The following is a 25,116-nucleotide window of genomic DNA, read 5'->3' on the forward strand; positions in this document are numbered from 1 at the left end:
AAGCTGACCGACGAGGAATACGATATCATCAAGTCGCACACCCGGATCGGGCACCAGCTGCTCAAGGGCTCACGCCGCGAGCTGCTCGCCGCGGCTGCGATCATCGCGGAGCAGCATCACGAGAAGTGGGACGGCAGCGGCTATCCGAACGGGCTCGCCGGCGAGGACATTCATATTTTCGGCCGGATCACCGCCGTGGCCGACGTGTTCGACGCGCTTAGCGCGGAACGCGTCTACAAGGCCGCCTGGCCGCTCGACCGCATCGAAAAGCTGTTCCGCGAGGAGCGAGGCAGGCATTTCGATCCCGCCGTCGTTGACGTGTTTTTTGAAAAGCTGGACGTCCTGGTCGACATCCGCGACCGTCTGAACGACAGGCTTGGCGAGGAAGTCGGGTAATCAGTCCGGCTCCCCACTCCCCGCGCCTCATGCATTGCGCTGCGACTCGATGAACGGCGCCAGCGCCTCGAGCCAAGCGGCAGCCTTCTCCTCCAGCCCCTTGTGCTGCCGCGTCGGGATCGGGCTCGTCGACGGCAGCTTTAACACGACGCGCCGCAGCACTTCGGGATGCCGGCCGTGGTGCCTGGCGAGCGTATCGTACGCTATTCCCCCGTTGCACACAATGACCTCGATGCCCGGATACGCCCGCAGCAAGCCGGGAATATCCGTCGGCTCGGCCTCCCTTATATCGGCGTCCAGACTCCCTTTCCGCTCGCAGGACGCGATCGTATCCCAGAGCGCGCAGCCGTGCGCGAGCGCAAAACGAAGCCGATCCTCATAAGACTCGTCAGGCGCGCCTGCGCCGTACAGTCTGTAGAGGATCGGCCAAAAGTGGTTGCGGGCATGACCGTAGTAACGGCTCGCGGCAAGCGAAGCCGTCCCCGGCATGCTGCCCAAAAAAAGAATCCGCGAATTCGCGTCAACGACCGGCGGCATGGCATAAACCTTGTTCGACGTCGCCATGTCGGCTCACCTCCGTCCCTCCATTTTGTCATAGCGGAGAGGCGGAAGGCAAACGAGACTTGCTTGGAGAGAGCCGGGCTCGGGCGGTTCAGGCATCAGCCTTTGACGCTGCCTGCGGTCAGGCCTTCGATGATTTGCCGCTGCAGGAACGAATACAGGAGCAGCACCGGCAGCACGCTGAACACGATGCCCGTGCAGACGAGCGCGTAGTTGGTCTGGAAGGCGTCGCGGAAGCCGACCATGCCCGTCGGCAGCGTGCGAAGCGCATCGCGGCTGATGAAGAAGTTGGCGAGCAGGTACTCGTTCCAGTTGCCCAGGAAGTTGACGATAAATACGGTGACAAGCGCCGGAATCGTTAGCGGCAGAATGATCTTCCAGAACATGCGGATCGCGCCCATGCCGTCGATCGTCGCGGCTTCCTCGAGCTCGTGCGGGATATTGTGCATGAAGGCGACGAGCAGCAGCACGCTGAACGGCAGCGCGCCCGCCGTGTAGGGCAGGAACAGCGCCCAGTGCGTATCGAGAATGTGCAGGTCGCGGACCAGAAAATACTGCGCAATGAACAGCACGTTGCCTGGAATGAGCATGCCGACGAGCACGAGCTGGTAGATCCATTTGCTGATTCGCGTCAGCTTCATGCGCGCCATCGCAAAGGCGGTGGCGGCAGCCATCAGGACGCCGACGATTGCCGCGCTTGCGGCCAAATACAAGCTGTTGAAAAAGTAGACGCTGATTTTCGCCTTGACCCAGGCTTCCTTGTAGTTTTCGAACACCCAGGTTTTCGGCAGGCCGAACGGGTGCAGCGCGATTTCCGTATTGTTCGCTTTGAGCGAGGAAAACAGCACGAACAGGAACGGCACGAGAATGACAACGACGTAGACGATCATAAAAAAGTGCGGAATCGATTTTTTGACGGCGACCGGCATCAGAACTCAATCCTTTCCTGTCTTCTCGCGATGAGCAGCTGATACAGCGCGGTGAGGATGAGCGCGATGACAAAAATGATGATGGAAAGCGCGGAGCCGTAGCCGTAATCGCCGTACTTGATCGCTTTGTTGACCATGTAGGAGGCCATGACCTCGGTGCTGCCCGCGGGTCCTCCGCCCGTCATGACGAGGACGATGTCGACGACGCGCAGCGCGCCCGCGATCGACAGCATAATAACGACGTTAACGATCGGTCGGATGAGCGGCACGGTCAAATACCAGGCGCGCTGGACGCCGGTCGCTCCGTCGACCATCGCCGCCACGTCGATCTCCTTCGGGATGCCGAGAATCGCCGCCAGAATCAGTACGATATAAAAGCCCATCCACTGCCAGGCGTTCGTAAGCAAAATCGAGAACATCGCCCACTTGGGCTCGGCCAGCCAGTAGATCGGATCGATGCCAAATAAGCTCAAAAAGTTGTTGAGCAGCCCCACGTCCGGATCGTAAATATAGCCCCACAAGATCCCGATGATCGAAGTCGAAAGGATGGACGGCATGAACACCGTCGTTTTGTAAAAGCCCTGGAACCGCTTGATATTGCTGATCAGCAGTGAAAAAACGATGATCAGCGGCACTTGGATGCAGCAGGAAAACAGCAGAATAATGAGGTTGTTCCAGATGGAACTGCGGAATTCGGCGTCTTTAAAAGCGTTCACGAAGTTGTCCAGACCGATGAACTGCCTGGCGTTCAGTCCGTCCCAATCGGTGAAGCCGAAGACGAACGACGTAATCGTCGGATAAATAAAAAACAGGAAGTACATCGCGACCGTCGGCACGACAAACAGCATGTAGACATAGGGATTTTTTAGCGTAGTTTTCATTTCGGACCCTCCCCAGCCGTCTTCGAAGGTATAAAGAAAGCGCCGCCTGCGCTGATCGGGCGGCGCTTCTCGTTCGCTTCCGCCGGCGGCTTACTTCGCGGCGGCGTTTTCGGCGTCTTGCACTTTTTGAATGGCGTCGCCGACTTGCTTCGGCGTCGCTTTCCCCGCGATGAGCTTTTGCAGCTGCGTCTCGGTCTCGGTGTATACCTTCGACTGCACGACAGAGTCGAAGTGCGGGAACGTCTTGCCTGCGGACTTCAGCACGTCGAGCACTTGCTTAAGCAGCGGATCCGTCACCTGCGCGATGGATGCGTCGGACAGCTGCATCGAAGGCAGGACGCCGTCCTCGAGCAGGCCGCGGAGCTGCATTTCGTCGGAGTACATGTTTTTGATGAACGCCTTGACGGCGGCGAGCTCGTTGTCGTTCAGGTCGGCGGAGAAGCCGTAGCCTTCACCGTAGTTGGCGTTGACGGCGGTCTGATCGCCCTTGCCGTTCGGTACTGCCGGGAGCGCCACATAAGCGACTTTGCCCGCGATCGCGGCACCGACCGCGTCGTTCTTAAAGGCCGAGTTGCGCCAGGAGCCGTCGAACATCATGCCGGCTTTGCCTGCGACGAAGTCGTTCAGCATGTCGCCGTATTCCTTGCCGAGCTCGCCCTTGGTGAAGTAGCCCTTCTTCTCCCAATCCGCGTACAGCTGGTAGGCAGCTACCACGTCGGGCGAGTTCCACTTGGCTTCGCCGGACTTGAAGCCCGGGATGGCGGCTTCGCCCGCGACTCGGCCGATCAGCGTGTTCACGAGCATGTTGGGCACCCAAGCGCCCTTGGAGCCGACGGCGAACGGGGTAATCTTGTTTTGCGCCAGCGTGTCGGCCGCTTTGACCAGATCGTCCCAAGTGGTCGGCGGATTCAGGTTGTATTTCGCGAACAGATCGGTATTGTAGAAAATGCCTTCGGTGTTGCCGCCGATCGGCAAGCCGTACACCTTGCCGTCCACGGAGAAGGAGTCGAGGACGTTCAGGAACTGGCCTTTGATGCCCAGCTCGTCGAGAATCGGCGTCAAATCGAGCAATCTTCCGGCTTTGACGTATTTCTGCGCGTCGCCTGCGCCGCCGAACAGGGAGAATACTTTTGGCGGATTGCCAGCGGCCATCTCGGCCGGCAGCTTCGTGAAGCGGTTGACGCTGTCTTCGACACCGTCCAGCTCAAACTTTAGGCCGGGCACTTCGCTTTCCGTCTTTTTGACGACGTCGTCGAGGATCGCTTTGCGAAACTTTTGCGGCTCGCCGATCTGGATGTGACGGAGGGAAACCGTGAAGTTCTCGACCTTTGCCGGCGCGGAGGCGCTGGGAGATGGAGATGCGGACGCCGAAGCCGAAGCGCTGGGACTGGCTGACTCGCTTGCCGAAGGAGACGCTGCGCCGTTGTTGTCATTGTTGCTGCCGCAACCCGCCAGCACGGCGGACATGGCGACCGATGCGGCCAATACGGAAGTCAGTTTCTTTTTCACTCGTTGACCCTCCCAAAGTTTGGTTTGCTTTGACTTCTTCATTGTAGAAGGAATCGGCCGGTATGTAAGGACGTCAAACCCCTAACGGGGGGATACAATCCTATAGTAGCCCTATGATAGCCAAAAGGACGCGTCCGGACGCGCCGGCAGGCGGCTGTTGTCCGATAACGCGTCCTTCTCATGATGCTTGGCTGCGGTCTGCGGTCGATCAGAAGCGGAACGTACCTGTACCGATCGCGTCGTCGCCCCAAAGGAGCTCGACTTCGTCGCCGTCGGAAAGTCTGCCCACGCCTGCGGGCGTCCCCGTGAAGAGCAGATCGCCCGGACCGATCCCGTACAGATCGCCGACGTGCGCGGTCAGCGCTGCGAGATCGAACACCATGTCGTTCGCGTCGCCGCGCTGAACCTCTTTGCCGTTCAGCCGCATGGCGAACGTACGCCCCGTCTTCTCGGCATCCGCGCCATAAGGCAGCCAGGCGCCGAGCGGCGCCGAATGGCGGAAGCCTTTGGCCGCGAGCCAAGGGTATCCCTTCGCCTTCAACTCGTCCTGCACGTCGCGCAGCGTCAAGTCCAGGCCGACCGTAAAATGCGAATACAGCTCGTTCGGCGCGATGCCGGGCTCGTAGGGCCTACCTGCGATAAAGACGAGCTCGGCTTCATAATGAACGGCGCCGCGCCCCTTCGGCAGTTGAACGGCGGAGCCGTCCAGCCTTACCGCGGCGTGCGTAGGCTTCGCAAAGATCATCGGAGATTCGGGAACCGCGTTGCCCAGCTCCGCGGCATGCAGGCGATAATTGCGTCCGACGCAGTAAATATTCCGGAAATCGACTGCTTGAGGTGTCGTCATGCGATTGTCTCCTTATTTGACGGCCGCCAGCCAGCGGTCCGGGTAGTTCGTGCATAGCTGAAACGATTGCGTGTATGCGGCCAGCTTGTTCAGATCCCGCTGCTCGTTCACCGTCCAAGCCATCACCTCGATGCCTGCTGCCTCGGTCTGCGCCAATAAGGCGACGTTGACGTATTTGTGGTTGATCGACAGCAACTTCGCGCCAAGCGAATCAAGGACGGCCGCGATATTGGACGGCCGCCTGTCGACAATAAGCCCGGTGAGCGTGCGCGGCGCATGGCGCCCCGCGGCGAGCAGCAGCGCATGATCGAAGGACGTCAAGATCGAATCTTCTTCGCGTCCCTCCGCTCGCAGCAGCTCGCCGACTTTTCGCGCCAGCAGGTCCTTGTCCGGCTCGCCGTCCTTGAGCTCGATGTTAAGTCTGCATCTGCCGCGCGTCAGCTCCAGCACTTGCGACAGCGTCGGAATGCCTTCGCCCGCGTACATGCGGTGAAACCAGCTGCCGGCGTCCAGCGCGGCCAATTCGGCCGCGGTCTTGTCTCTCACCCTCGCCTTGACGCCCGTCGTCCGTTTGAGAGACGCGTCGTGAATCACAACAGGAATCTCATCCTTCGACAGGTGCACGTCAAGCTCGATCCATCCGACCGCTGGCTCGCTGAGCGCCAATCTGAACGCGGCCATCGTATTTTCCGGGGCCGCGCCGGACCAGCCGCGATGTGCGACGCACGGGTGCAAGGATGCCTTTTCCGTCACATTCATTCGATTCGTCCTTTCTATCCTTCTCCCTCAACTTCTCTCCATTTACTTCGCCGTAATGCGGCCCTTCGAATCGACGGACGCGCCGTAAGACACCTTGTTCAGTCTGGCCAGCAGCGCCCCTGCTTGTTCGGGCTCCATCGGCCCGGGCTGCGAAGCCTTGGCGTACATCGGGTCGAACTTCAGCTTGCATTTGCCGTCCCCCGAGCAAGTCGCGGTCAATACGCCTGTATCCTGCGTCTTGGAATATTCCGACTTCGTCGTAAACACGAAGTTGCCAAGGCTGTAGGCGATCCACTTGCCCTTGTAGGCTTCAAAGCCTTGCAGCACATGGGGATGGCTGCCGATGATCAGGTCGGCGCCAGCGTCGATCAGCGTATGGCCGACGTTGAACTGCGCGTCTTTGGGCGTGTCGGCGCGTTCGTTGCCCCAATGCACCATGACGACGACGATGTTCGCGAGCTCGCGCGCCTTTTTGACGGCCGCTACGGCGCGGGTCGTATCGTAAGTCTCGGCCACCCCCGGGTGATCGGGCCCCGCCTTCCAAGTGCCGTCCGGCACGACGTTGGAGACGCCGATGTAGGCGACCGATAGGCCGTCATGCTCGAAATAGACGGGCTCGAACGCTTCTTTGTCGTCGGCGCCCGATCCCATATGCTTGAGCTTGATGTCGTCGAGCGCGTCCATGGTGTCGCTCAGGCCTTCCCAGCCCTGATCGAGCGTATGGTTGTTGGCGAGGCTGACGACGTCCAGACCGGCGTTTTTGAGTCCCTTCAAGTATTCGGGCTTGCCTTTGAACACGAACTGCTTGTTCTGCGCGGGCGTACCCCGCGTCGTGATCGGCGCTTCCAGGTTGCCGGCCGCGATGTCGGCCGACTCCAGCAGCGGCTTCGCCAGCTTGAACGGATAGTCCACGCCGTTTTTTTCGATCAATTTGCCGACGGTCGACGCCGGCAAGATGTCGCCGACGAAGGCAAGCGTGACGGATGCGCCCGATGGCGCCGGATCGCTCGGATCGCCGGCCGTTCCGGCGTCGGGCGTAGCGGCAGGCTCTTCTGCAGAGGGCGAAGTCTGTTCGGTCTCGCCATCGCCTGCCGGCGCTCCGCCACCTTCCTCCTCGTCGCCGGGTTCCGCGGAAGGCGCAGAATCAGGCGATTGGGCTGGTTGCTCGGATTCGACGGGCGAGGCCGCTGGGCCCTCCGCGGTCGAATCGGGAGTCGTGGAAGGCGATGATGCGTCCGATGGCAAGGCGGACGATGTGGCCGTAGCGACAGGGGGCGACGCTTCGCCGCCGTCCCCGTCGCCCGAGACGATTGCCGCGTATACGCCCACGGCCGCGACCAGCACGACGGCAAGCGCCGCGAAGGCGACAATCGGCCAGCGGCGCTTTCTCTTGGATTTTTTCTTGGATTGAACACGGGAATAAGACATTCAAATGAGACCTCCGCACGATCGCTTAATGCCCGTAATTATACCATAGACTCGATCGAGACTCGAACGCCGAAGCGAAACTTCAATGCCGAAAGCTGGCAGGTCGACGTAAAGAAACCGTCCTTCGGCGTAAAGGCAGAAGGACGGCGAGCATCAAAGAAAGCGATCGTTAGAAGCTGGCAAACTCCCCGATCGTCACCGGCAACCGCCCGGCGCCAGGCATTCTGCCGATCAATACGCCAGCCAGCGCGGACATCATCGAAGGCTTGTTCTCGTAAGCGCAAATATAAACGGGAACCTGGGGGGCGGCCAGCAGATCGTACGGCGTTCGCAACGAAGCCAGTACGAAGGGTTTGCCCGCCGCCTCGGCCGCTTGATGCAGCGTCCGAATAAGCGCAGACTGGCCCGCGTAAAAGCCCGCGTCGTAGGAAGCGAACACGATCGCGCCCGCAGCTTCGGCGGCAGCCACGACTTCGGCCTTCTCCGCTTCCGTCGGCTCGAGACCGATCGCAAGTTCGGCCGTGTCCAGCCCTTCTGCGCGAAGCGCCGCGCCCAGCGTCCAGCGCTGTTCGACCGCTTCGACCACCTCCGTGCTCGCGCGGGGTTCCGTCCAGACGACCAGCGTGCGGACGTCTCGGCGCAGCGGTAGCCGCTCTCCGCCTTTTACGATCGTCACCGCTTGCTCGCTTAATATTCGCGCCACCGATTCGGCGCGCGCCGGATCCGGACTCGCCGGCGCCGACCGGGCGAACAGGCCGAGCTTCTCCTTCAGCGACCGGACGCGCCGGACGGCTTCGTCGATGCGGGATGCGGGGATTTCTCCCGCCAGCACGGCCTCGTATACCGCTTCGAGCGCCGCGATCTGCCGGTCGAGCCGATGGCTCACGAGGATCAGGTCCGCGCCGCCTTTAACGGCTTCGACTGCCCCTCTTGCAACGCCGATCGTCTCCGAGACGGCGTTCATCTCCAGACAGTCGGTGACGACAACGCCGCCGAAGCCGAGCCGCTCGCGCAGCAGGCCGGTCAGGATTCGCTTCGACATTGTGGCGGGAACTCCATCCGGCTCATAGGCCGGAAAAACGACGTGCGCCGTCATGATCGCATCGACGCCTTCGGCGATGGCGGCCCGGAACGGGACGAGTTCTACCGCATTCAGGCGGTCGGGACCATGCGGCACGACCGGCAGCGCGTGATGCGAGTCGACAGCCGTGTCGCCATGCCCGGGAAAATGCTTCGCAACCGCCGCAATGCCGCCCTCCCGATAGCCGCGAACGACCGCTGCGCCGAATTCGGCCGCCTTGCGCGGCTTCTCTCCGTAAGAACGGACGCCGATGACCGGATTAAGCGGATTGTTGTTCACATCGAGGCAAGGCGCGAAGTTCATATTGACGCCAATGGCCCTCAGCTCGGCGCCGGACAGCATCGCTGCCTCGCGGGCCAGTTCGACGTCGCCTGCCGCGCCGATGGCCATCGCGCCGGGCATGACCGTCACGCCCTCCTCGAGGCGCACGACCATGCCGCCCTCCTGGTCGATCGACACAAGCAGCGGCACCGCAGCCTTTTCCTGAAGCGCTGTCGTCAGACGGGACACCTGCTCGGCATCCTTCAAGTTGCGTCTGAATAAAATAACGCCGCCGAGCCCGTACGCCTCGATCAGCCGTACAACACCTTCGGCCGGATCATGTCCGTCAAATCCGCACATGAACAGCTGGCCGATTTTACATTTTAAGTCCAAGCCGTCCAACAGATTGTTAAGCTTCGCCATCCCGATTCATCTCCACTGCGCAAGCGCGATTATCGGCTGCGTTTATGATGGGCCGTACGCTTCCGTCCGGCCCTGCGTTTGCTCTCTGTATTCCGAGGGCAACTGCCCGGTATACTTGCTGAATACCCGGGTGAAATACCTTCGCTCGGCGTATCCGACCATCTGACCGATCGCCGTAATGCTCTTATCGCTGATGGCGAGCATCGACTTGGCCATTTCCATCCGCTGCTTGGTCACGTATTCGACGAACGTCTCGCCGAAGTGCTGCTTGAACAAAAGACTGAAGTAGCTTCCGCTGATTCCCAAATAATCGGCCATCGCATCGATACTAAGATCCGAGGACAGGTTCCGTTCGATATAATCGCGCGCGGACAGCATCAGAACGTCGCTCGTCTTCTTTTTCATCACATTGTCGATCGAACGGTCCACTAACCGGTTAATGACGGTCAACGTCTCGCGAATGCCCGGGTTGCGGTCTAGCTGCTTCCAGAACTCCGTCTCGTCCTCCCCCTGGATGACGTCCATCGAACGCATCTCCCGCAGCAGATGGAGGCAAAGATAGTGAAGGATCGGCTGCACGCGCTCATACGAATCGTCCGGCAACTGGCGGAAGCTATCGTTCAGCTCTCGCAGCGCGCCCTCCGTCTTCCGTCGGTCGCAGCGTTTGAGCCCCGTGACCATTTCCTCGATCCGATCCCACAATCGCTGCGAATGCTCCGATTGCTCCTTCGTACGCTCCGGCACGATAACCGCATCGTCCCTCCCGACATTCAAGCTGAGCGATCGCTGCAGATTTTTGTATGCCCGCGCCAGCTTTTCCAGCGATACGGGCGCCGGATGGAGCGCTACGCGCATCTGGATCTTGAGGTACCGAGCCACGGCTTCCCTCAGCTGTCGGCCCCATTCCTCGCACTGCGCTCTGTCAAACGTATCGGCAGGCATGCGTTCGATCAGCACGCACCACTCCCCGTTTCGAACCTGCAATGCAGTGTAAGGGATTTGTTGCGACGACAAATACTCCTGAAGGACGTTATGGACCGCAAAATTCCATAGCTTTCGCTCCTTATCGTCCCAATTCCGCTCCTTCTGCGAATAATCCGCCACGTCTGCGAGCAGCATCGCGAACGACAGATCTCCGCCGGACAGCTCATGCTGCTTCAGAAAAGGCTTCGCCGCGCCGCCCCCCACCTCCAGCAGCACGTCATAGAGCACCTTTTCGTAAGCCAGATGAAACACCTGATGCCATTCCCGCTGAATATTTTGCTGCTCCGCCTTGCGCTCCCGAATGCCCTCCGCGAGCCTGCCGATCGTTTGCCCCAATTCGTCGTAGTCCAGCGGCTTTAAAATATAGTCTTTGACCTCGTATCGGATGACGGAGCGGACATAACTAAAGTCCTGATAGCCGGTCATCATGATGACCTCGGCGTCCGAGCCCATCTCCCGCAGCTCCTCCAAAAACTGAATGCCGTCCATCACCGGCATCCGGATATCGCACAGAATCAGCTCCGGTGCATGTTCGCGCGCGAGTGCCAGCGCCGCCTCGCCGTTTTTCGCCGTGCCCGCGACGTCGACGCCAAGCTCCTCCCAAGGAATAACGGCCTGAAGGTTTTTCAAAATGTTGATCTCGTCATCCACCAACAGCGCTTTTAATCTCACGTTCGCCGCCTCCTGACTCGCATGGTATGACGCATTTGATAATCGTGCCCTGTCCCGGTCCGCTGCACAGCAACAAGCCGTAGTTGGCACCGTAATGAATGCGCAGCCGGTCGGCGACATTGCCTACGCCCATTCCGCGCCGCTCTCCCGTCTCAGGCGATTCGCCGTACAGCTGTTCGAGCGTCGTCACGCCGCTGGAAGCAAACAAGGCCAGCCGCTCTTCGGAAATGCCGATACCGTTATCTTCGACGTAAAATACGATTTTCTCGTTTTCCAAAGCCGCCGATACGCGAATTTTGCCCAAATAATCGATGCCTTCGAACCCGTGCTGAATGCTGTTCTCTACGAGCGGTTGGAGCGTAAGCTTCAATATCGAATGCGACATCAGTTCGGGCGGGACCTCGATCGAATACTCGAACAGCTCTTCAAAACGAAATTTTTGAATCTCCAGATAGCTGCGCAAATGCTCCAGCTCCTGCTCGATCGAGATTTCTTCCTTCTGCGTGATGCTGATGCGGAAAATGTTGCCGAGTCGCTGCACCATTTTGCTAACTTTCCGTCCCTCGTTCTGTATCGCCAATATGTTGATCGACTCCAGCGCGTTAAACAAGAAATGCGGCTTGATCTGCGCCTGGAGAAGCATCATCTCCGCCCTCCGCTTGCGCCGCTGCTCCGTCGTCACGTCGCTTAGAAGCTCAGATACCCGCTCGACGAGGCTGTTGAAGCCCTTGGCGAGGATAACCGTCTCATCGTTGCCCGTCACGGGCACCCGCGTCGTCAGATCGCCCCGCTCGACCTTTCGCATCGCGCCCACGACGCTCACGATAAAGCTGATCGTCCGGCGGACGAACATCAGGTTAAATACGAGCGCGCAGGCCAGACAGCCGATCGTGATCATGACGACAAACCGGAGTATCGAAGCGAGATCCCCCGACAAATACCCCCAGTCCGTCACGGTAACTAGCGTCCAATCCCCCGTCCCGAGACGTTTGATGTCTCCCAGGTTGTGAACGGACACGAGGCTTTTCTCGCCGTCGAACTTCATCTTGCGCGTCTGGAAGTTCCGCGCCAAGTCCAGCTTGCCTTCCGGATCGGTCTCGGCGAACGACCGTCCTTCCGTCTTCCCCGCGCTGTCGTATACGACGACGCCTCCTCGGCCTACGATCAGGTAACGGCGGTCGCCATCTCCTTCCGTATTGTAAAAATTAAACGTCCGCGCCAACTCGGTCATTCCGAAGCGCATGACGAGCACGCCTTTCGGCTGAAGCGTATCGATATCGAGCAGGACGCGAATTTGCGTAAACAGGTTGTTGGCACCCGTCAGCCTCGCATCCTCGTTCGGACCGATCCAGACCGGAGCGCCGTTTTTTTTCAGCACTTCTGGATAGATCGGGTTGCTCTCAAGCACGTCCCGCGGGATCGGCTCGTCGACGACGAACCTGAGATTCACGACTTTGCCGTCGAGATGATACAGCGTGACCGACTTAATCCCCGGATAAGTAAGAAGAACCCTGCCAGTCAGCTTCTGTTTCTCGAGCAGCTCCTCGTAATCTCCGCTTTCGGTTTCCTTTGATTGATCCGGTTTGCCCCCCGTGCTCTGCACGCCCGCGCCCAGCGCCTGCTCCACGCTCTCCACGCTGTCCTCCGTCGTCACCCAAAAGTCCGAAAAATAATTGGCTTCCTTGATCATGTTGTTCAGATTGCGGCCGATCGCGTTCATCGACAGTTCCATTTGATCCGAGTACTTCTGCTCCGTAATATGCTGGAAAGCCAAATAAGAGATCGTCCCAAGCACGACGAGCGGCATAATTATAAAGAAAAAAAAGGCGGTAAAAACGCGTTTGCCCAGACTCATCGGCCCCAGCCTTCCTCTATCCCGTTTTGCGCGGGTGATGGGATCTTCTAACTTCCTGGAGTCATTATAGCAGGATAAAAGCGGGCCGTAGTCACATTATAGGGCGCCGGGGCTGCGGGCATAAGCAGGCATTCATACGGTCGGGGGATAAAATCGTCTACAAGCAGCACCGAGGCCACGCGCCGAGGTTATATACCACTTTTTTTGTTTTCATACCATTATCCCCGTCGCTCAGAAAAGGCGCGTTCATTCATTCAATTGTGTCGAACAATTTAATTTTAACAGGAAATTGGAATTTTCCATTTGATTAGAGAACATATGTTTGGTATAATCGATTTGAAATATTTTCTAGAAGGGGCGTTTGTGCCATGGTGGAACCCCCGATGACGAACGACGAGTTTCTTGCTGCATTCGGCACGGAGCAAGCCTGCATTTCCGCCTTGTTCGACGCTCGCTGGCCGGTGGGATTCCGCTGTTCGGCATGCGGCAGTGCCCGATATTATGAAATAACGACGCGACGCCTCCCATTGTACGAATGCGCTTCCTGCCGTCTGCAGACGTCGCTGATCGTAGGCACGGTCCTGGAAGGTAGTCGTACGTCCTTGACGCGGTGGTTTTATGCCATGTATTTGTTGTCCCGAGAAAATGGCATTAGCGCTGTTCGGCTCGGCGAATTGATTCAAGTCACTTACAAAACCGCCTGGCTAATGGCCCATAAGATCAGGAGCGCCATGACCGAAGCCGACGCCTTCGTGCTGTTAACCGGCGATGTCAGAATCGACCGCTGCTTTTACGGCGACCCCACCTTCGACGACGCCCTGCAGCCTTTGCTGATCGGCGCTTCATTTAATGAGGAAGCCGAGCCTGTTGTGATCAAGATCAAACAACCGGATCCCGATCATATTTATGAAAATAAACGATTTATCAAACCGGAAGGCGTTCAAGCCTTCCACGAGGAACAAACCGACTGCTCGTCCATGCCTGACATTTCCCGTTATTGCAAAAATAACCCTGCGCTCGTCATGGTCGTTAAGCAATTGAAAGCTTGGCTCAACCTGACCTTCAACGGCATCGGCGCCAAGCATTTGCAACGATATTTGAACGAATTTACATACCGTCTGAATTGCAAGATTCGCGGCGGCTCGGCCTTCCAGGAGACGGTCGGCTGGTGCGCCAGCTCGCCTGTCATTACCTATCCGCAGCTCACCGCGTTCAAACGGACACTTCAGGTGCCGTGGTTGTATTTCGGAAGTAAATCCCGTTGGAGAGGCTCACATATTTCTCGATGGGGAGCCTGAGCAGTTCCGGTTCATCGCTTTTCGAGAGGTTTTATAGTGGTTTGCTACTTGGGGGTTACCAGAGTCGCCTTAAAACAGGCGTCTCATTCGCAATTTCCTGCATCGACTTAAGGAGGCACCCTCTCGCTTTTCGGGTTCCTAAGTCGCCTTTAAAGTGGTTTCCGCTCTGGATTTACTGAATTGGCTTTAAAAAGGTTCACCAAACGGGATTCTTTGATCGACTTTAGAGAGGCCCCCGTTCGAGATTTCTGAATTGACTCCAGAGGTTCCCTGCTTTGGGCTTGCTAAGTCGACTAAAGAGGCCCCCACTCGGATTTTTCTGAGTCACGGGGATAATGGCATGCTGGAGAAAAAAGCGAATCTCCCTCGCGAATATGGGTTTTATTAGAAAAATAAATCGCCGCTTCGCCAGCAAACGGCGGAACGGCGGTGGTTCGTTTCTCTATAGCCCGAGCATTTGGAGCGCAGCGGTACGGCCCATCTCAACGCAATCGGGCAGGCCAACCGCATCGAATGGAGTCCCGGTCGCGTAGACGCCGGGCAACGACGATTCGATGCGCGCCCGGAGTGCTGCGATAGCTTCGGTATGACCGACCGGGTATTGGGGCATCGAACGGCGAAGCCTCGTGATCTCTACGAACTCGGGAACTGCGGTTAATCCCATCAGCTCTCTCAAATCGCGTCGAACGGCTTCGGCGAGGCGATCGTCTGGAAGTTCGACGCCGGATTCGTCGCCAGCGCGGCCTATGTAGCAGCGGATCAGCCGCTTCCCTTCAGGCGCCGTATGCCGCCACTTGGCGGATGTCCACGTACTGGCCGTGATCGTCCGTCCTTCGGAATGGGGAACCAAAAATCCGGATCCATCCAGTCTATGCCCGAATGACTTGGCGTCGAAGCCGAGCACGACGTTCGCCACGGATACGTAATCGAGCTGCGCCAATGGGGAAACATCAACGTGCGGACTGAGCAGTCCCGACGCCGCGAATGCCGGCAAGGCGATCAGCACGCGATCCGCTTCGAAGGCTGAGCCGTCTTCTAATTGCAGCGTGTATACCGGGCCTTCATTCACGGATCGCTGCGTCGCATCATGCGTGTCAGCGTTCGAGACGCGTTCGAGCGAGCGGACGCCGACGCCGGTCCGAACGTCGCAGCGATAAGCCTGGAGCCTCGTTTGGAGAGCCTCGATCAAAGTGCTTAATCCGTCGCGGAAGGTCAGGAATGCCGTTGGCGGAATCGGATAGCCGCCGACCGCCTCGGATCTTGCGGCCGCTGCCTTCGCGCCGGTGGTGGGGGCTTTGCGCTTCGCATCGATCATGCCTCGAATGACGCTGCCGTACTTGCGCTCCATTTCCGCAAATTGAGGAAACGTCGCCCGAAGGCCTAACTTATACAGGTCCCCGGCGTGTATGCCCGCGAGAAGCGGTTCGGCAATCGCCTCGACCATCTCTCGTCCGAGCCTGCGTTCGAGAAAGTCGCCGACGGACTCGTCGTCGTCCGACATTTTTGGCGGCAATCGCAGCTCGTCGAGCGCCCGCAGCTTGCCGTGCGGCGAGATCAATGAATTTTGCGCGAAAGCGCCGAGGTCGTTCGGGATGCCCAGATTTAGACCTTTGGGCATTGGAGCAAGCTTGCCGCCATGGGCAAGGTACGTTTTAACGGCGGCCGGATTCGTGCCGACGATTTCGCCAAGTAGACCTAGATCTCTGGCCAGGTGAAGCATCGGAAGCTTGCGCCCCAAAAACGAATCCGGTCCGCGTTCGATAACAAAACCGTCGCGACGAAGCGTGTTGACTTTACCGCCAAGCCTGTCCGAGGATTCGAATACGGTGACGCTCGCACGGATTCCCGCTTCGTCGGCCAAGCGGCATGCGTAAAACGCCGCGCTCAACCCGGTCAGTCCGCCGCCGACGACCGCGATTCGCAGCGAACGTTCCCCGCTCATGCCCGGTTCGCTCCGGTGGCGCCAGCCGTCTCGTCGAACCGGCCTGCCTCCCCGATTACCGAATCCGCGAGCGCCTGCATGTATTTGGGATCGTCGTTGAGCATCTCAATGCGCTCCAAGGAAATGCCAAGCTCCGACGCATGGCGTTTGGCCTCGATGTCGATATCGTACAAAACTTCCAGATGATCGGATACGAATCCAACAGGCGTCACGAGCACGAACTTGACGGTTTCCTTGGCAAGCCCGTTCAGCGTCTCCAGAATGTCCGGTCCGAGCCACGGCTGGCCGGTTTGTCCGGCGCTCTGCCAGGTAAACTGCCAACGCGAGATGCCGGCGGCTTCGGCGACAGCCTTTGACGTTTCGAGCAACTGATCCTGATACGGGTCGTTCATTTCCAAGATCCGTGCGGGCAAGCTATGCGCGCTGAACAATACCAGACCGTCGGCGGCGAACTCGCCTGCCTTGTCCAACCCGGCACGGACCCGGTCGGCCAACGCTTCGATGAGCACCGGATGAAGATGGTATTTCTCCACGCCGGCAAAAGCAATGCCGTGCTTGCCCGCCGCTTCCTGCGCCCGCTTCAAATATCCGCCGACGCTCATCGACGAGTATTGCGGCGTCAGGACGATGCCTACCGCTTGCTCGATGCCGTCGCGAGCCATCGCCTCGATGCCGTCCTCGATAAACGGAGATGCATGCTTCAATCCCTGATAGCATACGTAACGTCCTTGGCCCGCCAGTTCGTCTAAACGGCGCTGAAGCGCCTGCACCTGCCGATTCGTGTTTTCCCGCAGCGGAAATACGCCGCCGACGATCGCGCGATACCTGGACGTCAAGTCCGCAAGCTGCTCCTCGGTCGGCGGATGCCCCCGTCTGATATGCGTATAATAAGCCTCGACGCCCTCCAAACTTTCGGGCGTGCCGTATGACATGACGAGGACGCCGATCGGCGCCCGGTCGGAAACGCTCATAGGGATACCTCCGATGCCAGCTTCTGGCCGGTATAATCGTGGACGTAGTCGGTCAGCGCTTTAAGCTTCTCAAGCGAAGCTTCCGGGAACAAGCCGTGACCCAAATTAAAGATGAAGCCCGGCTCCCGCATGCCTTCGTCCAAAATCTCGCGCGCTCTCGCATGGATGACCTCCTGCGGCGCGGTTAGCACGTACGGATCGAGATTGCCTTGAACGGCGAACCGACCGCCGGTGCGCGCACGGCCTTCGGCGATCGATACGCGCCAATCGAGGCCGATGACGTCGGCCTGCAGGCTTTTCATATAAGGAAGCAGCTCGCCGGAGCTCACGCCGGGAAAGTAGATCTTCGGAATGGCGATATCCGCAGTTTTTGCGAAGATGCTCTCGACGTGCGGCAGCACGAATTCCGCAAAGTCGCGAGGCGCCAGGGCGCCTACCCAGCTGTCGAACAGCTGCACCGCTTGGGCGCCGGAGGCGGCGTGCGCGCGCAGGTAGGCGGCAGCCATATCGGCAAGCTTGCCCATCAGCTTGTGCCAAACGGCGGGTTCGCCGTACATCAAAGCCTTGGTCCTGATATAGGACTTGGAAGGCCGGCCCTCGACGATGTAGCTGGCCAGCGTGAACGGCGCGCCGGCGAACGTAATCAACGGCACGTCAAGCTCCCGGTTCAAAATGCGAATCGTCTCCAGCACATGCCCAAGGTCCCGCTCGGCATCGATCGGCTTCAACCGGTCGACATCCGCCTCGGAGCGTACCGGATTGTCGATGACAGGTCCGATATCCTTGACGATATCGAAGTCGATGCCGATCGAGGCGACAGGATTCATAATATCGGAGTATAAAATCGCGGCATCGACGCCGAGCTTGCGAACGGGCATCATCGTCACTTCCGCCGCAAGCTCCGGCTGCCTGCAAATTTCGAGCAAGCTGTATTTCTCTTTGATTTTCCGGTATTCGGGGTCGTATCTTCCGGCTTGCCGCATGTACCAGACGGGCACCCGATCGACGGGCTCGCGCCTGCACGCCCGGAGGAAGCGGTCATTCATATTGCAGTATCCCCTTTAATTAATAGGATGGGTCCCGATCATGAAGCGATCATTCGGTATTATTATGCCCTTTTTGACCGAATGCCACAACCTTCCGCTCTCGGGTCCTTATGACAATCCGTTGACAAACGTTCAATATCCCTTAAGGAAGAGGCGAGGTGCGAGGTTGGAGCGCTGGAAAATCAATTTGGCGGTGCTGTGGCTCGGCAACTTTCTGGTGATGGCCGGCATGACGATGATCACGCCATTTTTGTCCCTTTATTTGCAGCAGGACCTCGGCGTCGTCGGCGAGCATGAGATCGGTGTCTGGGCGGGGCTCATTTTTGCGGCGAATTTTGTCACTTCTTTTTTCTTTCAGCCGCTCTGGGGCAAGCTGTCGGACCGCTACGGACGCAAGGTCATGCTGCTGCGCTCCGGATTCGGCATGTCGATCGTCATGGTGCTCATGGGCTTCGCGGCGACGCCGCTTCATCTGCTGCTGCTTCGGATGGCGAACGGGATTATCTCCGGCTACTCCCCCGCCGCCGTCTCGCTCGTCTCCGCCTCGACGCCAAAAGAGAAAATCGGCTTCGCCATGGGCACCTTGCAATCCGGCGGCACCGCCGGTACGATCCTGGGTCCCCTGATCGGCGGATTGATGGCCGATACGCTCGGTTTTCGCCCCATTTTTTATATGACGGGCTCGCTCATGTTCGTCGCGTCCACGCTCTCCTGGCTGCTCGTGCGCGAGCGCTTCGACCGGGCGGCCGCCCGCATCGCGCCGCAAGTCAGTCTGGCTGCGGCTCTTAAGCAGTTGACCGCGATCCGGCAGCTGCCCGCCCTGTTTTCCGTTACCTTCCTCATTCAGTTCGCGATGCTGAGTCCGATGGCGCTTATTCCGATCTACGTGCAGCACTTGCACGGTGCAACGGAAAATCTCGCCTTCTGGGCCGGCTTCGTCGGCTCGGTGACGGGCTTTTCCAACATGATCAGCGCGCCTCTGCTCGGCAAACTGAGCGACCGTAAAGGAGCCACGCGCGTGCTGGTCTACTCGCTTCTTGGCGCCGGTCTGCTATTTATTCCACAGGCCTTCGTCGCGAATGTGGGCCAGTTGCTCGTTTGCCGCTTTTTACTGGGCTGCTTTGTCGGGGGCCTCATCCCCACGGTCAATGCGCTCATCCGCCGGCATACCCCCGACGACCAAGTGAGTATGGCGTTCGGCTTCAACAGCAGCGCCGTCGCTCTCGGCAACATGGCCGGTCCCGTCATCGGAGGCGCTTTGTCCGGATACATCGGCATCGAAGGCCTCTTCCTCGTCTCGGCCTCCGCGCTTCTCGGAACCTCGGTCTGGGCACGAAGCTCGCTAGTCAAAAGATCGCCCGCTGCGGCTAACGGACCATAAACAGCGCGAGTCCGTCGTACGAAGGCAAGTGCGTGCCGAGCAGGCGGGGATCCGTCGCCAATCGGCGATTGAAGTCTCGCACTGCCTGCACGGCCGGTCCTTGCTTCGTTTCATTTAGCGTGCGGCCTCTGAGCAGCGTATTGTCGGCGGCGATCAACGCGCCGGGCGCCGCAAGCTTGATCGCGCGTTCCAGGTAATTCGGATAATTTTCCTTGTCGGCGTCGATGAAAAAAAAGTCGAAGCGTCTGCCGGCCGCCTGCAGCTGGTCGAGCGACGTCAACGCGTCGCCCACGATCATTTCCGCAAACGCGCCGTAGCCGGCCGTCGCGATATTCGCGGTCGCGAGCGCCGCATATTCCGGCTTCAGCTCGAGCGATGTGAGCCTGCCGCCTGCCGCCAATCCGCGTGCCAAACAGATGCCGCTGTACCCGGCCAGTGCGCCGATCTCGAGCACGGCCTTGCACCGCACCGCGGTGACCAGCATCGTCAGCAGCCGGCCGTAACCGGGCGCCACCGATATGTCGGGCATCCCCCGCTCCCGAATCGACTCCCTCACGCGAGCCAGATCCTCGTCTTCGCCGAACAAGCCGTCCAAGTACGCTTCGGGACTAAGCGCCCCTTCGTTTTCTTTGTTTTCCGTCATACGCGCTTCCTCCTCGAATACCGGATTCACGAGCTTTCCTGAGTGTACCAAATTATAAACGCTGCGCGGCTTTCCTGCAAAATTCGGCATCGTTCAAGCGTGAAAAAAACATGTCAAAGCGTTATACTGTTTTCTGTATGTAAACGCAGCCGCGGACGCGGCGAACAACAACGGAAACGGAATCTCGGTCCATCCGGAAAGTGAGGAATCATCATTTTATGAATACGCAGCTTCGAACGACAGCCGGCAAGGGCGTTAAGCTGGCGGCGAGCGGTCTGGCTTCCTGGCCCTACTGGGGCGCCATGCTGGTCGTCCTTTCTCTTGTATACAAGCTGAACTGGCTCGATCACCAGCTGAACGTCGGGGGTATGAACGAGTGGAAATGGAAGGTCAACTACGGCGCCATGGTCATCGCGACCTTCTGGGTCGTCTGGCTCGGGCGACGAGCTCGCGCAGTATCGCTGGCCCTTCTCGATTTGGTTTTATCCGTTCTTCTGTTCGCCGATCTCGTCTACTTCAGATACTTTAAAGATTTCATATCCATCCCCGTGCTGCTGCAAGCGAATCAAGTCAGCTCGCTCGAAGACAGCATCTGGAGCCTGATCCATCGGGGAGACCTGGTACTGCTGTGCGACATACCGGTAGCGCTCGCATACGCGGTATGGGCGTGCTGGTACTGGCGACCGGCACGGGTTGCCCACCGCAATGGTGGCGTGCAGGTACGCAGCAGATCCCGCTCCCGCCTCATGCTGAACACCGCGCTGGCGGGCCTTCTGCTCGCGATTGGAATATCCATGATCGTCGGCCCTGTCAATCAACAAAAAAACGGTTGGGCCAGCGGTCTTTTCGTCGGCAACTGGTGGAACATTCCCATTTACAACGTGACCGGCCTGCTCGGCTTTCACGGCTACGATACGTACCGGTACGCCAAGGAGCATTGGTTCAGCGGCGGCGTCAGCGAATCGCAGGTTCAAGAAGCGAAGGAATGGTTCGATGCTCGCAAACCTCTCCAGGAGCAAGCCGAATCGGAGCCGCTTTACGGTGCAGCCAAGGGTAAAAACATCTTCATGATCCAAGCCGAGGCGTTCCAATCGTTCGTCATCGGCCAATCCGTAGGCGGACAAGAGATTACGCCGAACTTAAACGCACTGATCGGCAAAAGCCTTTATTTCCCCAACTTCTATCATCAGACCGGTCAGGGCCGCACCTCGGACGCCGACTTCCTGACCAGCTGCTCGCTGCATCCGATGCCGACGGGCTCCGTATTCATCCGGTTCGCGGACCATGACTACAACTGCCTGCCCGAGCTCCTGAACGCCGAAGGCTACGATACGACGGTTCACCATGCCTACGACGGCAGCTTCTGGAATCGCAACAATATGTACCACAATATGGACTACGGCAAGTTTTACAGCATCAAGGACTTCGACGACGACGAGCCGCTCGGTTGGTCAATCGGCGACAAATCGTTCCTGCAGCAGACGGTCGATCAGATCAGGGAGCGCGGCGCATCGCCGTTTTACGCCTTTGCGATTACGATCTCCGGCCATCATCCGTTTAACCTGCCCGACTACAAGACCGAGTTCGAAGTCGGCGACTTCGACGGCACGACGTTCGGCGATTACCTCCAGGCGGCGCACTACGTCGACGCGGCGATCGGAGAGCTCGTGGACCGGTTGAAAGACGAAGGCCTGTGGGACGACACGGTACTGATGCTGTACGGGGATCACGACAACTCGCTCTACGACAAAAAGCCGTACGAGCAGCTGCTCGGAAAGTCGCTGTCTGAAGAAGAGATGGACGCAATCATTCGCAAAGTGCCTTTCTTTATCCACTTCCCGGGCGACGAGTACGCGGGCGTCAAGGAAAAAGCGGTCGGACAGCTTGACACGGCCCCGACCGTCCTGCAGATGCTCGGTATCCCGATGGGCGACAACAAAATGATGGGCGTCAGCATGCTGTCCGCCGCGGAAAAGCCCGTCGTCTTCCGCACCGGGGGCTTCACGGACGGCAAGGTGTATTATATGCCTTCAAACGGCGGTACGAACGACGGTACGAGCGGCGGCTCTTGTTACTCGCTCGCGGATGGATCGATAACGGACGTATCCGCATGCGCGGCAGGCAAGGAAGCGGCCGATAAGGAGCTTCGCGTCTCGGACATCGTCGTCGAGCACGATCTGCTGCCCGAGCTTAAAAAGGAAGAATGAACGAACAAAAAAAGAGCGCATCGGCCGCATTAAACGGTCGGGCGCTCTTTCGGTTTATTTGCGGGCTTTGATAAACGGCTTGACCTTCTCGAGCGCCTCGTCTTCCGTCGGGGCGGCGATATACCGGCCGTTGATGAAAATGAACGCCCGCTTGGCGCAAGGGCCGCAGTACGACTTGCAGCCGACGCGAATCTCGGCGGACGGATCGAGCTTCTGCAGCTTGCTTGTCAGCGTCTTGACCCGTGTATGATTGCATTTGTCGCAAATGCGGATATCGTTGGGGCTCGGTCCCGCAAGCGGGTCCGCGGCAGGAATAACGCGGACCTCGGGTGGCGCGGCTCGATTAATGGTCGCCATGGTTCCCCTTGCTCGGATTGGTGATCACAAAGCCCTCCTGCGGGAAGTAGAGGTAGTCGATCTTGACGCCGTCGAGCAGCTCGACGCCCTTGGCGAGCACAACGTCGATACCTTTATCTGTAGAGACGATCTCGTCTTCCTCCGTCGGCTTGGACATGTCCAGGCCGTAGTGGGCGTGATCGCCGTGGCTGTGCGTAATCAGGACGCGGAGATACAAGTCTTCGTTCTCCGGCTTGTCCAGCTCGAGCTTCAGAATCTTGGCCGCATTGCGCGTAATCTTGCATTGCATGATCGTATTCACTCCAATCGTCGGCATCTCTCCCTGCGGATGCCGTGCCTCGCCGGGGAGATCATGTTCTATTGTATATTCACCCCGGGCTTAAGTCCAGCGCTTCCGTAAGCAGCCGAACACAATTGTCGTATATATCCTCGAAGTCGGATAGCGGCAACGGATTGTGCCCCCAGCCCGCCTCGACGGTAAAGCCGGGACGGCGATAATTCGCGATGAACCAATCCTTGTAGCCTGCGTCGCTGCCCGTGATCTCGACGGGCCTATACCCGGAGGCGAGTCCCAGGCGATGCGCCCATGCCTTCGATTCCTGCGGCTCCAGCCCGCCGTAATTCCAATAGATCTCCTCGCCTTGCGTATGCAGCGCGATGACCGCATCGAAGCTATGCGCATCGGTGAACGCCGCCAGCGCCGCCGCTTCCGGCTCGGAGAGCGGCGCTTCGCCTCCATAATCGCGCGGTGCGGGGCCGTGGACGGCGCGGCGACGGCGCTCTTCCTCCCAGCCTGCGGGAAATTGATCGTTGAGATCGACCCCTCTGGCGTTGGCCTTCCAATTGCGAAAAGAAGCGGAGCCGCGGTTCCATCTGCCGATCCGCGCGCCGAGCGGATGCTCCGGTCGCAGCCCTTCCTGCACCAGCTCGACGCCGTCGGGATTGACCATCGGTACGACCCACAGCGTCGTCCGCCTATACAGGTCGGCCGCTTCGAAGCCGCCGATCTGCGTCTTGCGGCGGCAAGCCCGGCCGTAGTCCTCCAGAAAGCGCATCGCGACGAGCGACGTGATCCATTCGTTGGCGTGCATGGCCGCATTCACGTGCCAGCGGAACGGACCGTCACCGATGCCGGCGGCGAGGATCGGCTTGCCCAAGACGCTGCTTCCGATCGCAGCCGTCCTGATAAAGGGAAATGCGCTCGTCAGACGCTTCAAATCGGCGGCCACCCGGTCCGGCCCGTAAGCGGACGAAGGCATGACGATGCGGCCTGCCGCCGCGGGCAGTGCGATTTGCGTTCCCGGCGCCGGTTCGGCGGTTTCGGCGGTTCCGACTGTTTCGGCGGACCATTGCGGATTAAGCTCTCTAAGCCGTCCAACCGTGCAGCCGCACCATTCGGCGATCGCGGCCAGCGTATCTCCGGGTTGCACGACGTACATGCGATTCTGCGCCGGCACGGCGGGCACGTACAGCAGCTCGCCCGCGCGAATCGGCTCATCCGCAGGCCGCTGCGGGTTCGCGCGGACGAGCTCGCGGACTCCCACTCGGGCCGAGCGGGCGATCGATCTGTACGTATCCCCGAGCGCCGCCACGTATTTTTCCATGCGCATCTACATTCCCTCCCTGCGTTCGCTGCGCACTGCGTCCGGCTCGTCTTGCTTCCGCCGACGCGGTATATTTTTGTATGCCTTGACGGGCGGGGATATGACGCCGAAAAAAACGAAGCCCTCCGATCGTCCGCGGGACGACCGAAAGGCTTCGGTGAATGAACTGCTTATGCGCCGATATGCGGCACCTGCCAGACGACCGGCGTCAGCCGAATCTGCTCGCCGAGCCAGGTCTGGGCGATCTCCCGGAACTTCGCGGGATCGCCGCTGCAAAAAAACTGGTGCAGCGGCGCGTCGTCCGCCTCCGCAAGCTGGCCGGATCGCTCCAAAATCGCGCGGATCTCTCTGGCGGTCTCGTCGGCCGAGCTGATGAGCGCGACGTCCGGCCCCATCGCCTCCGAGATCGCGTCGGCAAGGAACGGATAATGGGTGCAGCCCAAGATCAGGCTGTCCAGATCCTTGCCTTTGAGCGAAGCGAGCGAGGACTCCACGATCTCCTGCGTGCGCGCCGAGCGAAAATTGCCGTCCTCGACGAGCGGCACGAAGTCCGGGCAGGCCCGGCTCACGACTTGAACGCTGTCGCCCGACAGCGTACGCAGTGCCGCCTCGTAGGCGCCGCTGCGAATCGTGCCCTCCGTCCCGATGACGCCGATGACGCCCGTTCGCGTGCGTCCGAGCGCGGCGCGCGCGCCGGGACCGATGACGCCGACCACGGGCACGGAGACGCGGCCCGTGATATCCTCGAGCGCGACGGCCGTTGCCGTATTGCAGGCGATGACGATCATTTTCGGATTGAATTGGACGAGATAGTCGACAATCTCCCGGGTAAATTCGACCACTTGCTCGGCTGAGCGGGACCCGTAAGGCGTGCGCGCCGTATCGCCGAAATATAAAATCTTCTCTCGGGGTAGCTGACGCATCACTTCTTTGACGACTGTCAGTCCGCCCACGCCGGAGTCCAGGACTGCGATCGCTTGTTGCACGAGAACACCGCTTTCTGCTAAGGAGATGACGAATCTAGATAAATTATGAGATTTTCGCGCAAAAGGTACCTACATATTAGCGCATATTCAGATGC

Annotated in this window: 22 protein-coding genes; 4 read left to right on the plus strand and 18 right to left on the minus strand. The window is 59.2% G+C overall.

From position 1 onward, the window contains the following. Positions 1 to 396 (plus strand): HD-GYP domain-containing protein (locus KVT38_RS22700; RefSeq protein WP_217596030.1); only part of this gene is annotated, 396 nt, incomplete at its 5' end. 27 nt (positions 397 to 423) lie between these two features. Here the strand turns inward: KVT38_RS22700 and KVT38_RS22705 are convergent. From KVT38_RS22705 to KVT38_RS22750, 10 genes are all read right to left on the minus strand, one after another. Next, positions 424 to 960 (minus strand): DNA-deoxyinosine glycosylase, encoded by a 537-nt coding sequence (locus KVT38_RS22705; RefSeq protein WP_217596031.1) that lies wholly within the window; start codon positions 958 to 960, stop codon positions 424 to 426. 95 nt (positions 961 to 1,055) lie between these two features. Then, on the minus strand, positions 1,056 to 1,886 hold the full coding sequence (locus tag KVT38_RS22710; protein WP_217596032.1) for a carbohydrate ABC transporter permease: 831 nt from the start codon (positions 1,884 to 1,886) through the stop codon (positions 1,056 to 1,058). Then, entirely contained in the window at positions 1,886 to 2,767 is an 882-nt protein-coding gene (locus tag KVT38_RS22715) for a carbohydrate ABC transporter permease (RefSeq protein ID WP_217596033.1), read from the minus strand. Before KVT38_RS22715 ends, KVT38_RS22710 begins: the two co-directional genes overlap by 1 nt. 90 nt (positions 2,768 to 2,857) lie before the next feature. Further along, positions 2,858 to 4,276 (minus strand): extracellular solute-binding protein, encoded by a 1,419-nt coding sequence (locus KVT38_RS22720; RefSeq protein WP_217596034.1) that lies wholly within the window; start codon positions 4,274 to 4,276, stop codon positions 2,858 to 2,860. 208 nt (positions 4,277 to 4,484) lie between these two features. Next, a complete protein-coding gene (locus tag KVT38_RS22725) occupies positions 4,485 to 5,123 on the minus strand; it encodes a fumarylacetoacetate hydrolase family protein (protein WP_217596035.1) in 639 nt (212 codons plus the stop codon). A 12-nt stretch (positions 5,124 to 5,135) separates the two neighbouring features. Next, entirely contained in the window at positions 5,136 to 5,882 is a 747-nt protein-coding gene (locus KVT38_RS22730; RefSeq protein WP_217596036.1) for a glycerophosphodiester phosphodiesterase, read from the minus strand. Between the two features lie 42 nt (positions 5,883 to 5,924). After that, entirely contained in the window at positions 5,925 to 7,310 is a 1,386-nt protein-coding gene (locus KVT38_RS22735; RefSeq protein WP_217596037.1) for a CapA family protein, read from the minus strand. 169 nt (positions 7,311 to 7,479) lie between these two features. Continuing rightward, complete coding sequence (gene nagZ / locus KVT38_RS22740; protein WP_217596038.1) at positions 7,480 to 9,075, minus strand: beta-N-acetylhexosaminidase; 1,596 nt, start codon at positions 9,073 to 9,075, stop codon at positions 7,480 to 7,482. 42 nt (positions 9,076 to 9,117) lie between these two features. Next, entirely contained in the window at positions 9,118 to 10,731 is a 1,614-nt protein-coding gene (locus KVT38_RS22745) for a response regulator (protein WP_217596039.1), read from the minus strand. Beyond that, on the minus strand, positions 10,703 to 12,586 hold the full coding sequence (locus KVT38_RS22750; protein ID WP_217596040.1) for a cache domain-containing sensor histidine kinase: 1,884 nt from the start codon (positions 12,584 to 12,586) through the stop codon (positions 10,703 to 10,705). Before KVT38_RS22750 ends, KVT38_RS22745 begins: the two co-directional genes overlap by 29 nt. 383 nt (positions 12,587 to 12,969) lie before the next feature. On the opposite strand from KVT38_RS22750, the gene KVT38_RS22755 reads away from it, so the two are divergent. Continuing rightward, positions 12,970 to 13,884 (plus strand): transposase, encoded by a 915-nt coding sequence (locus tag KVT38_RS22755; protein ID WP_217596041.1) that lies wholly within the window; start codon positions 12,970 to 12,972, stop codon positions 13,882 to 13,884. Between the two features lie 442 nt (positions 13,885 to 14,326). On the opposite strand, the gene hemG is transcribed toward KVT38_RS22755, so the two are convergent. The 3 genes from hemG to hemE are packed head-to-tail and all read right to left on the minus strand — an operon-like array spanning position 14,327 to position 17,843. Further along, a complete protein-coding gene (hemG, locus tag KVT38_RS22760) occupies positions 14,327 to 15,826 on the minus strand; it encodes a protoporphyrinogen oxidase (RefSeq protein ID WP_217596042.1) in 1,500 nt (499 codons plus the stop codon). Further along, positions 15,823 to 16,797: a ferrochelatase gene (gene hemH, locus KVT38_RS22765; RefSeq protein WP_217596043.1), complete on the minus strand. Its 975-nt coding sequence runs from the start codon at positions 16,795 to 16,797 to the stop codon at positions 15,823 to 15,825. Before hemH ends, hemG begins: the two co-directional genes overlap by 4 nt. Then, positions 16,794 to 17,843 carry a uroporphyrinogen decarboxylase gene (gene hemE, locus KVT38_RS22770; RefSeq protein ID WP_217596044.1) on the minus strand — a complete coding sequence of 350 codons (1,050 nt, stop codon included), beginning with the start codon at positions 17,841 to 17,843 and terminating at the stop codon, positions 16,794 to 16,796. Before hemE ends, hemH begins: the two co-directional genes overlap by 4 nt. 166 nt (positions 17,844 to 18,009) lie before the next feature. Between hemE and KVT38_RS22775 the strand changes: the two genes are divergently transcribed. Beyond that, positions 18,010 to 19,224, plus strand: coding sequence for an MFS transporter (locus KVT38_RS22775; protein WP_217596045.1), 1,215 nt, complete (start codon positions 18,010 to 18,012; stop codon positions 19,222 to 19,224). Here the strand turns inward: KVT38_RS22775 and KVT38_RS22780 are convergent. Next, positions 19,211 to 19,867 carry an O-methyltransferase gene (locus KVT38_RS22780; protein WP_217596046.1) on the minus strand — a complete coding sequence of 219 codons (657 nt, stop codon included), beginning with the start codon at positions 19,865 to 19,867 and terminating at the stop codon, positions 19,211 to 19,213. The genes KVT38_RS22775 and KVT38_RS22780 overlap by 14 nt on opposite strands. A gap of 218 nt (positions 19,868 to 20,085) precedes the next feature. On the opposite strand from KVT38_RS22780, the gene KVT38_RS22785 reads away from it, so the two are divergent. Continuing rightward, positions 20,086 to 22,074: an LTA synthase family protein gene (locus tag KVT38_RS22785; RefSeq protein ID WP_217596047.1), complete on the plus strand. Its 1,989-nt coding sequence runs from the start codon at positions 20,086 to 20,088 to the stop codon at positions 22,072 to 22,074. Positions 22,075 to 22,128: 54 nt separating this feature from the next. Here the strand turns inward: KVT38_RS22785 and KVT38_RS34925 are convergent, their stop codons facing one another. From KVT38_RS34925 to racE, 4 genes are all read right to left on the minus strand, one after another. Then, on the minus strand, positions 22,129 to 22,389 hold the full coding sequence (locus tag KVT38_RS34925) for a YuzB family protein (protein ID WP_368859151.1): 261 nt from the start codon (positions 22,387 to 22,389) through the stop codon (positions 22,129 to 22,131). A 28-nt stretch (positions 22,390 to 22,417) separates the two neighbouring features. Beyond that, positions 22,418 to 22,720 carry an iron-sulfur cluster assembly accessory protein gene (locus tag KVT38_RS22795; protein ID WP_217596049.1) on the minus strand — a complete coding sequence of 101 codons (303 nt, stop codon included), beginning with the start codon at positions 22,718 to 22,720 and terminating at the stop codon, positions 22,418 to 22,420. 79 nt (positions 22,721 to 22,799) lie between these two features. Then, positions 22,800 to 24,041, minus strand: coding sequence for a M14 family metallopeptidase (locus tag KVT38_RS22800; protein WP_254639459.1), 1,242 nt, complete (start codon positions 24,039 to 24,041; stop codon positions 22,800 to 22,802). 164 nt (positions 24,042 to 24,205) lie between these two features. Beyond that, positions 24,206 to 25,021: a glutamate racemase gene (racE, locus tag KVT38_RS22805; protein WP_217596050.1), complete on the minus strand. Its 816-nt coding sequence runs from the start codon at positions 25,019 to 25,021 to the stop codon at positions 24,206 to 24,208. Positions 25,022 to 25,116 lie beyond the last annotated feature (95 nt).

This window comes from Cohnella sp. GbtcB17 (assembly GCF_019091135.1).
Lineage (GTDB): Bacteria > Bacillota > Bacilli > Paenibacillales > Paenibacillaceae > Cohnella.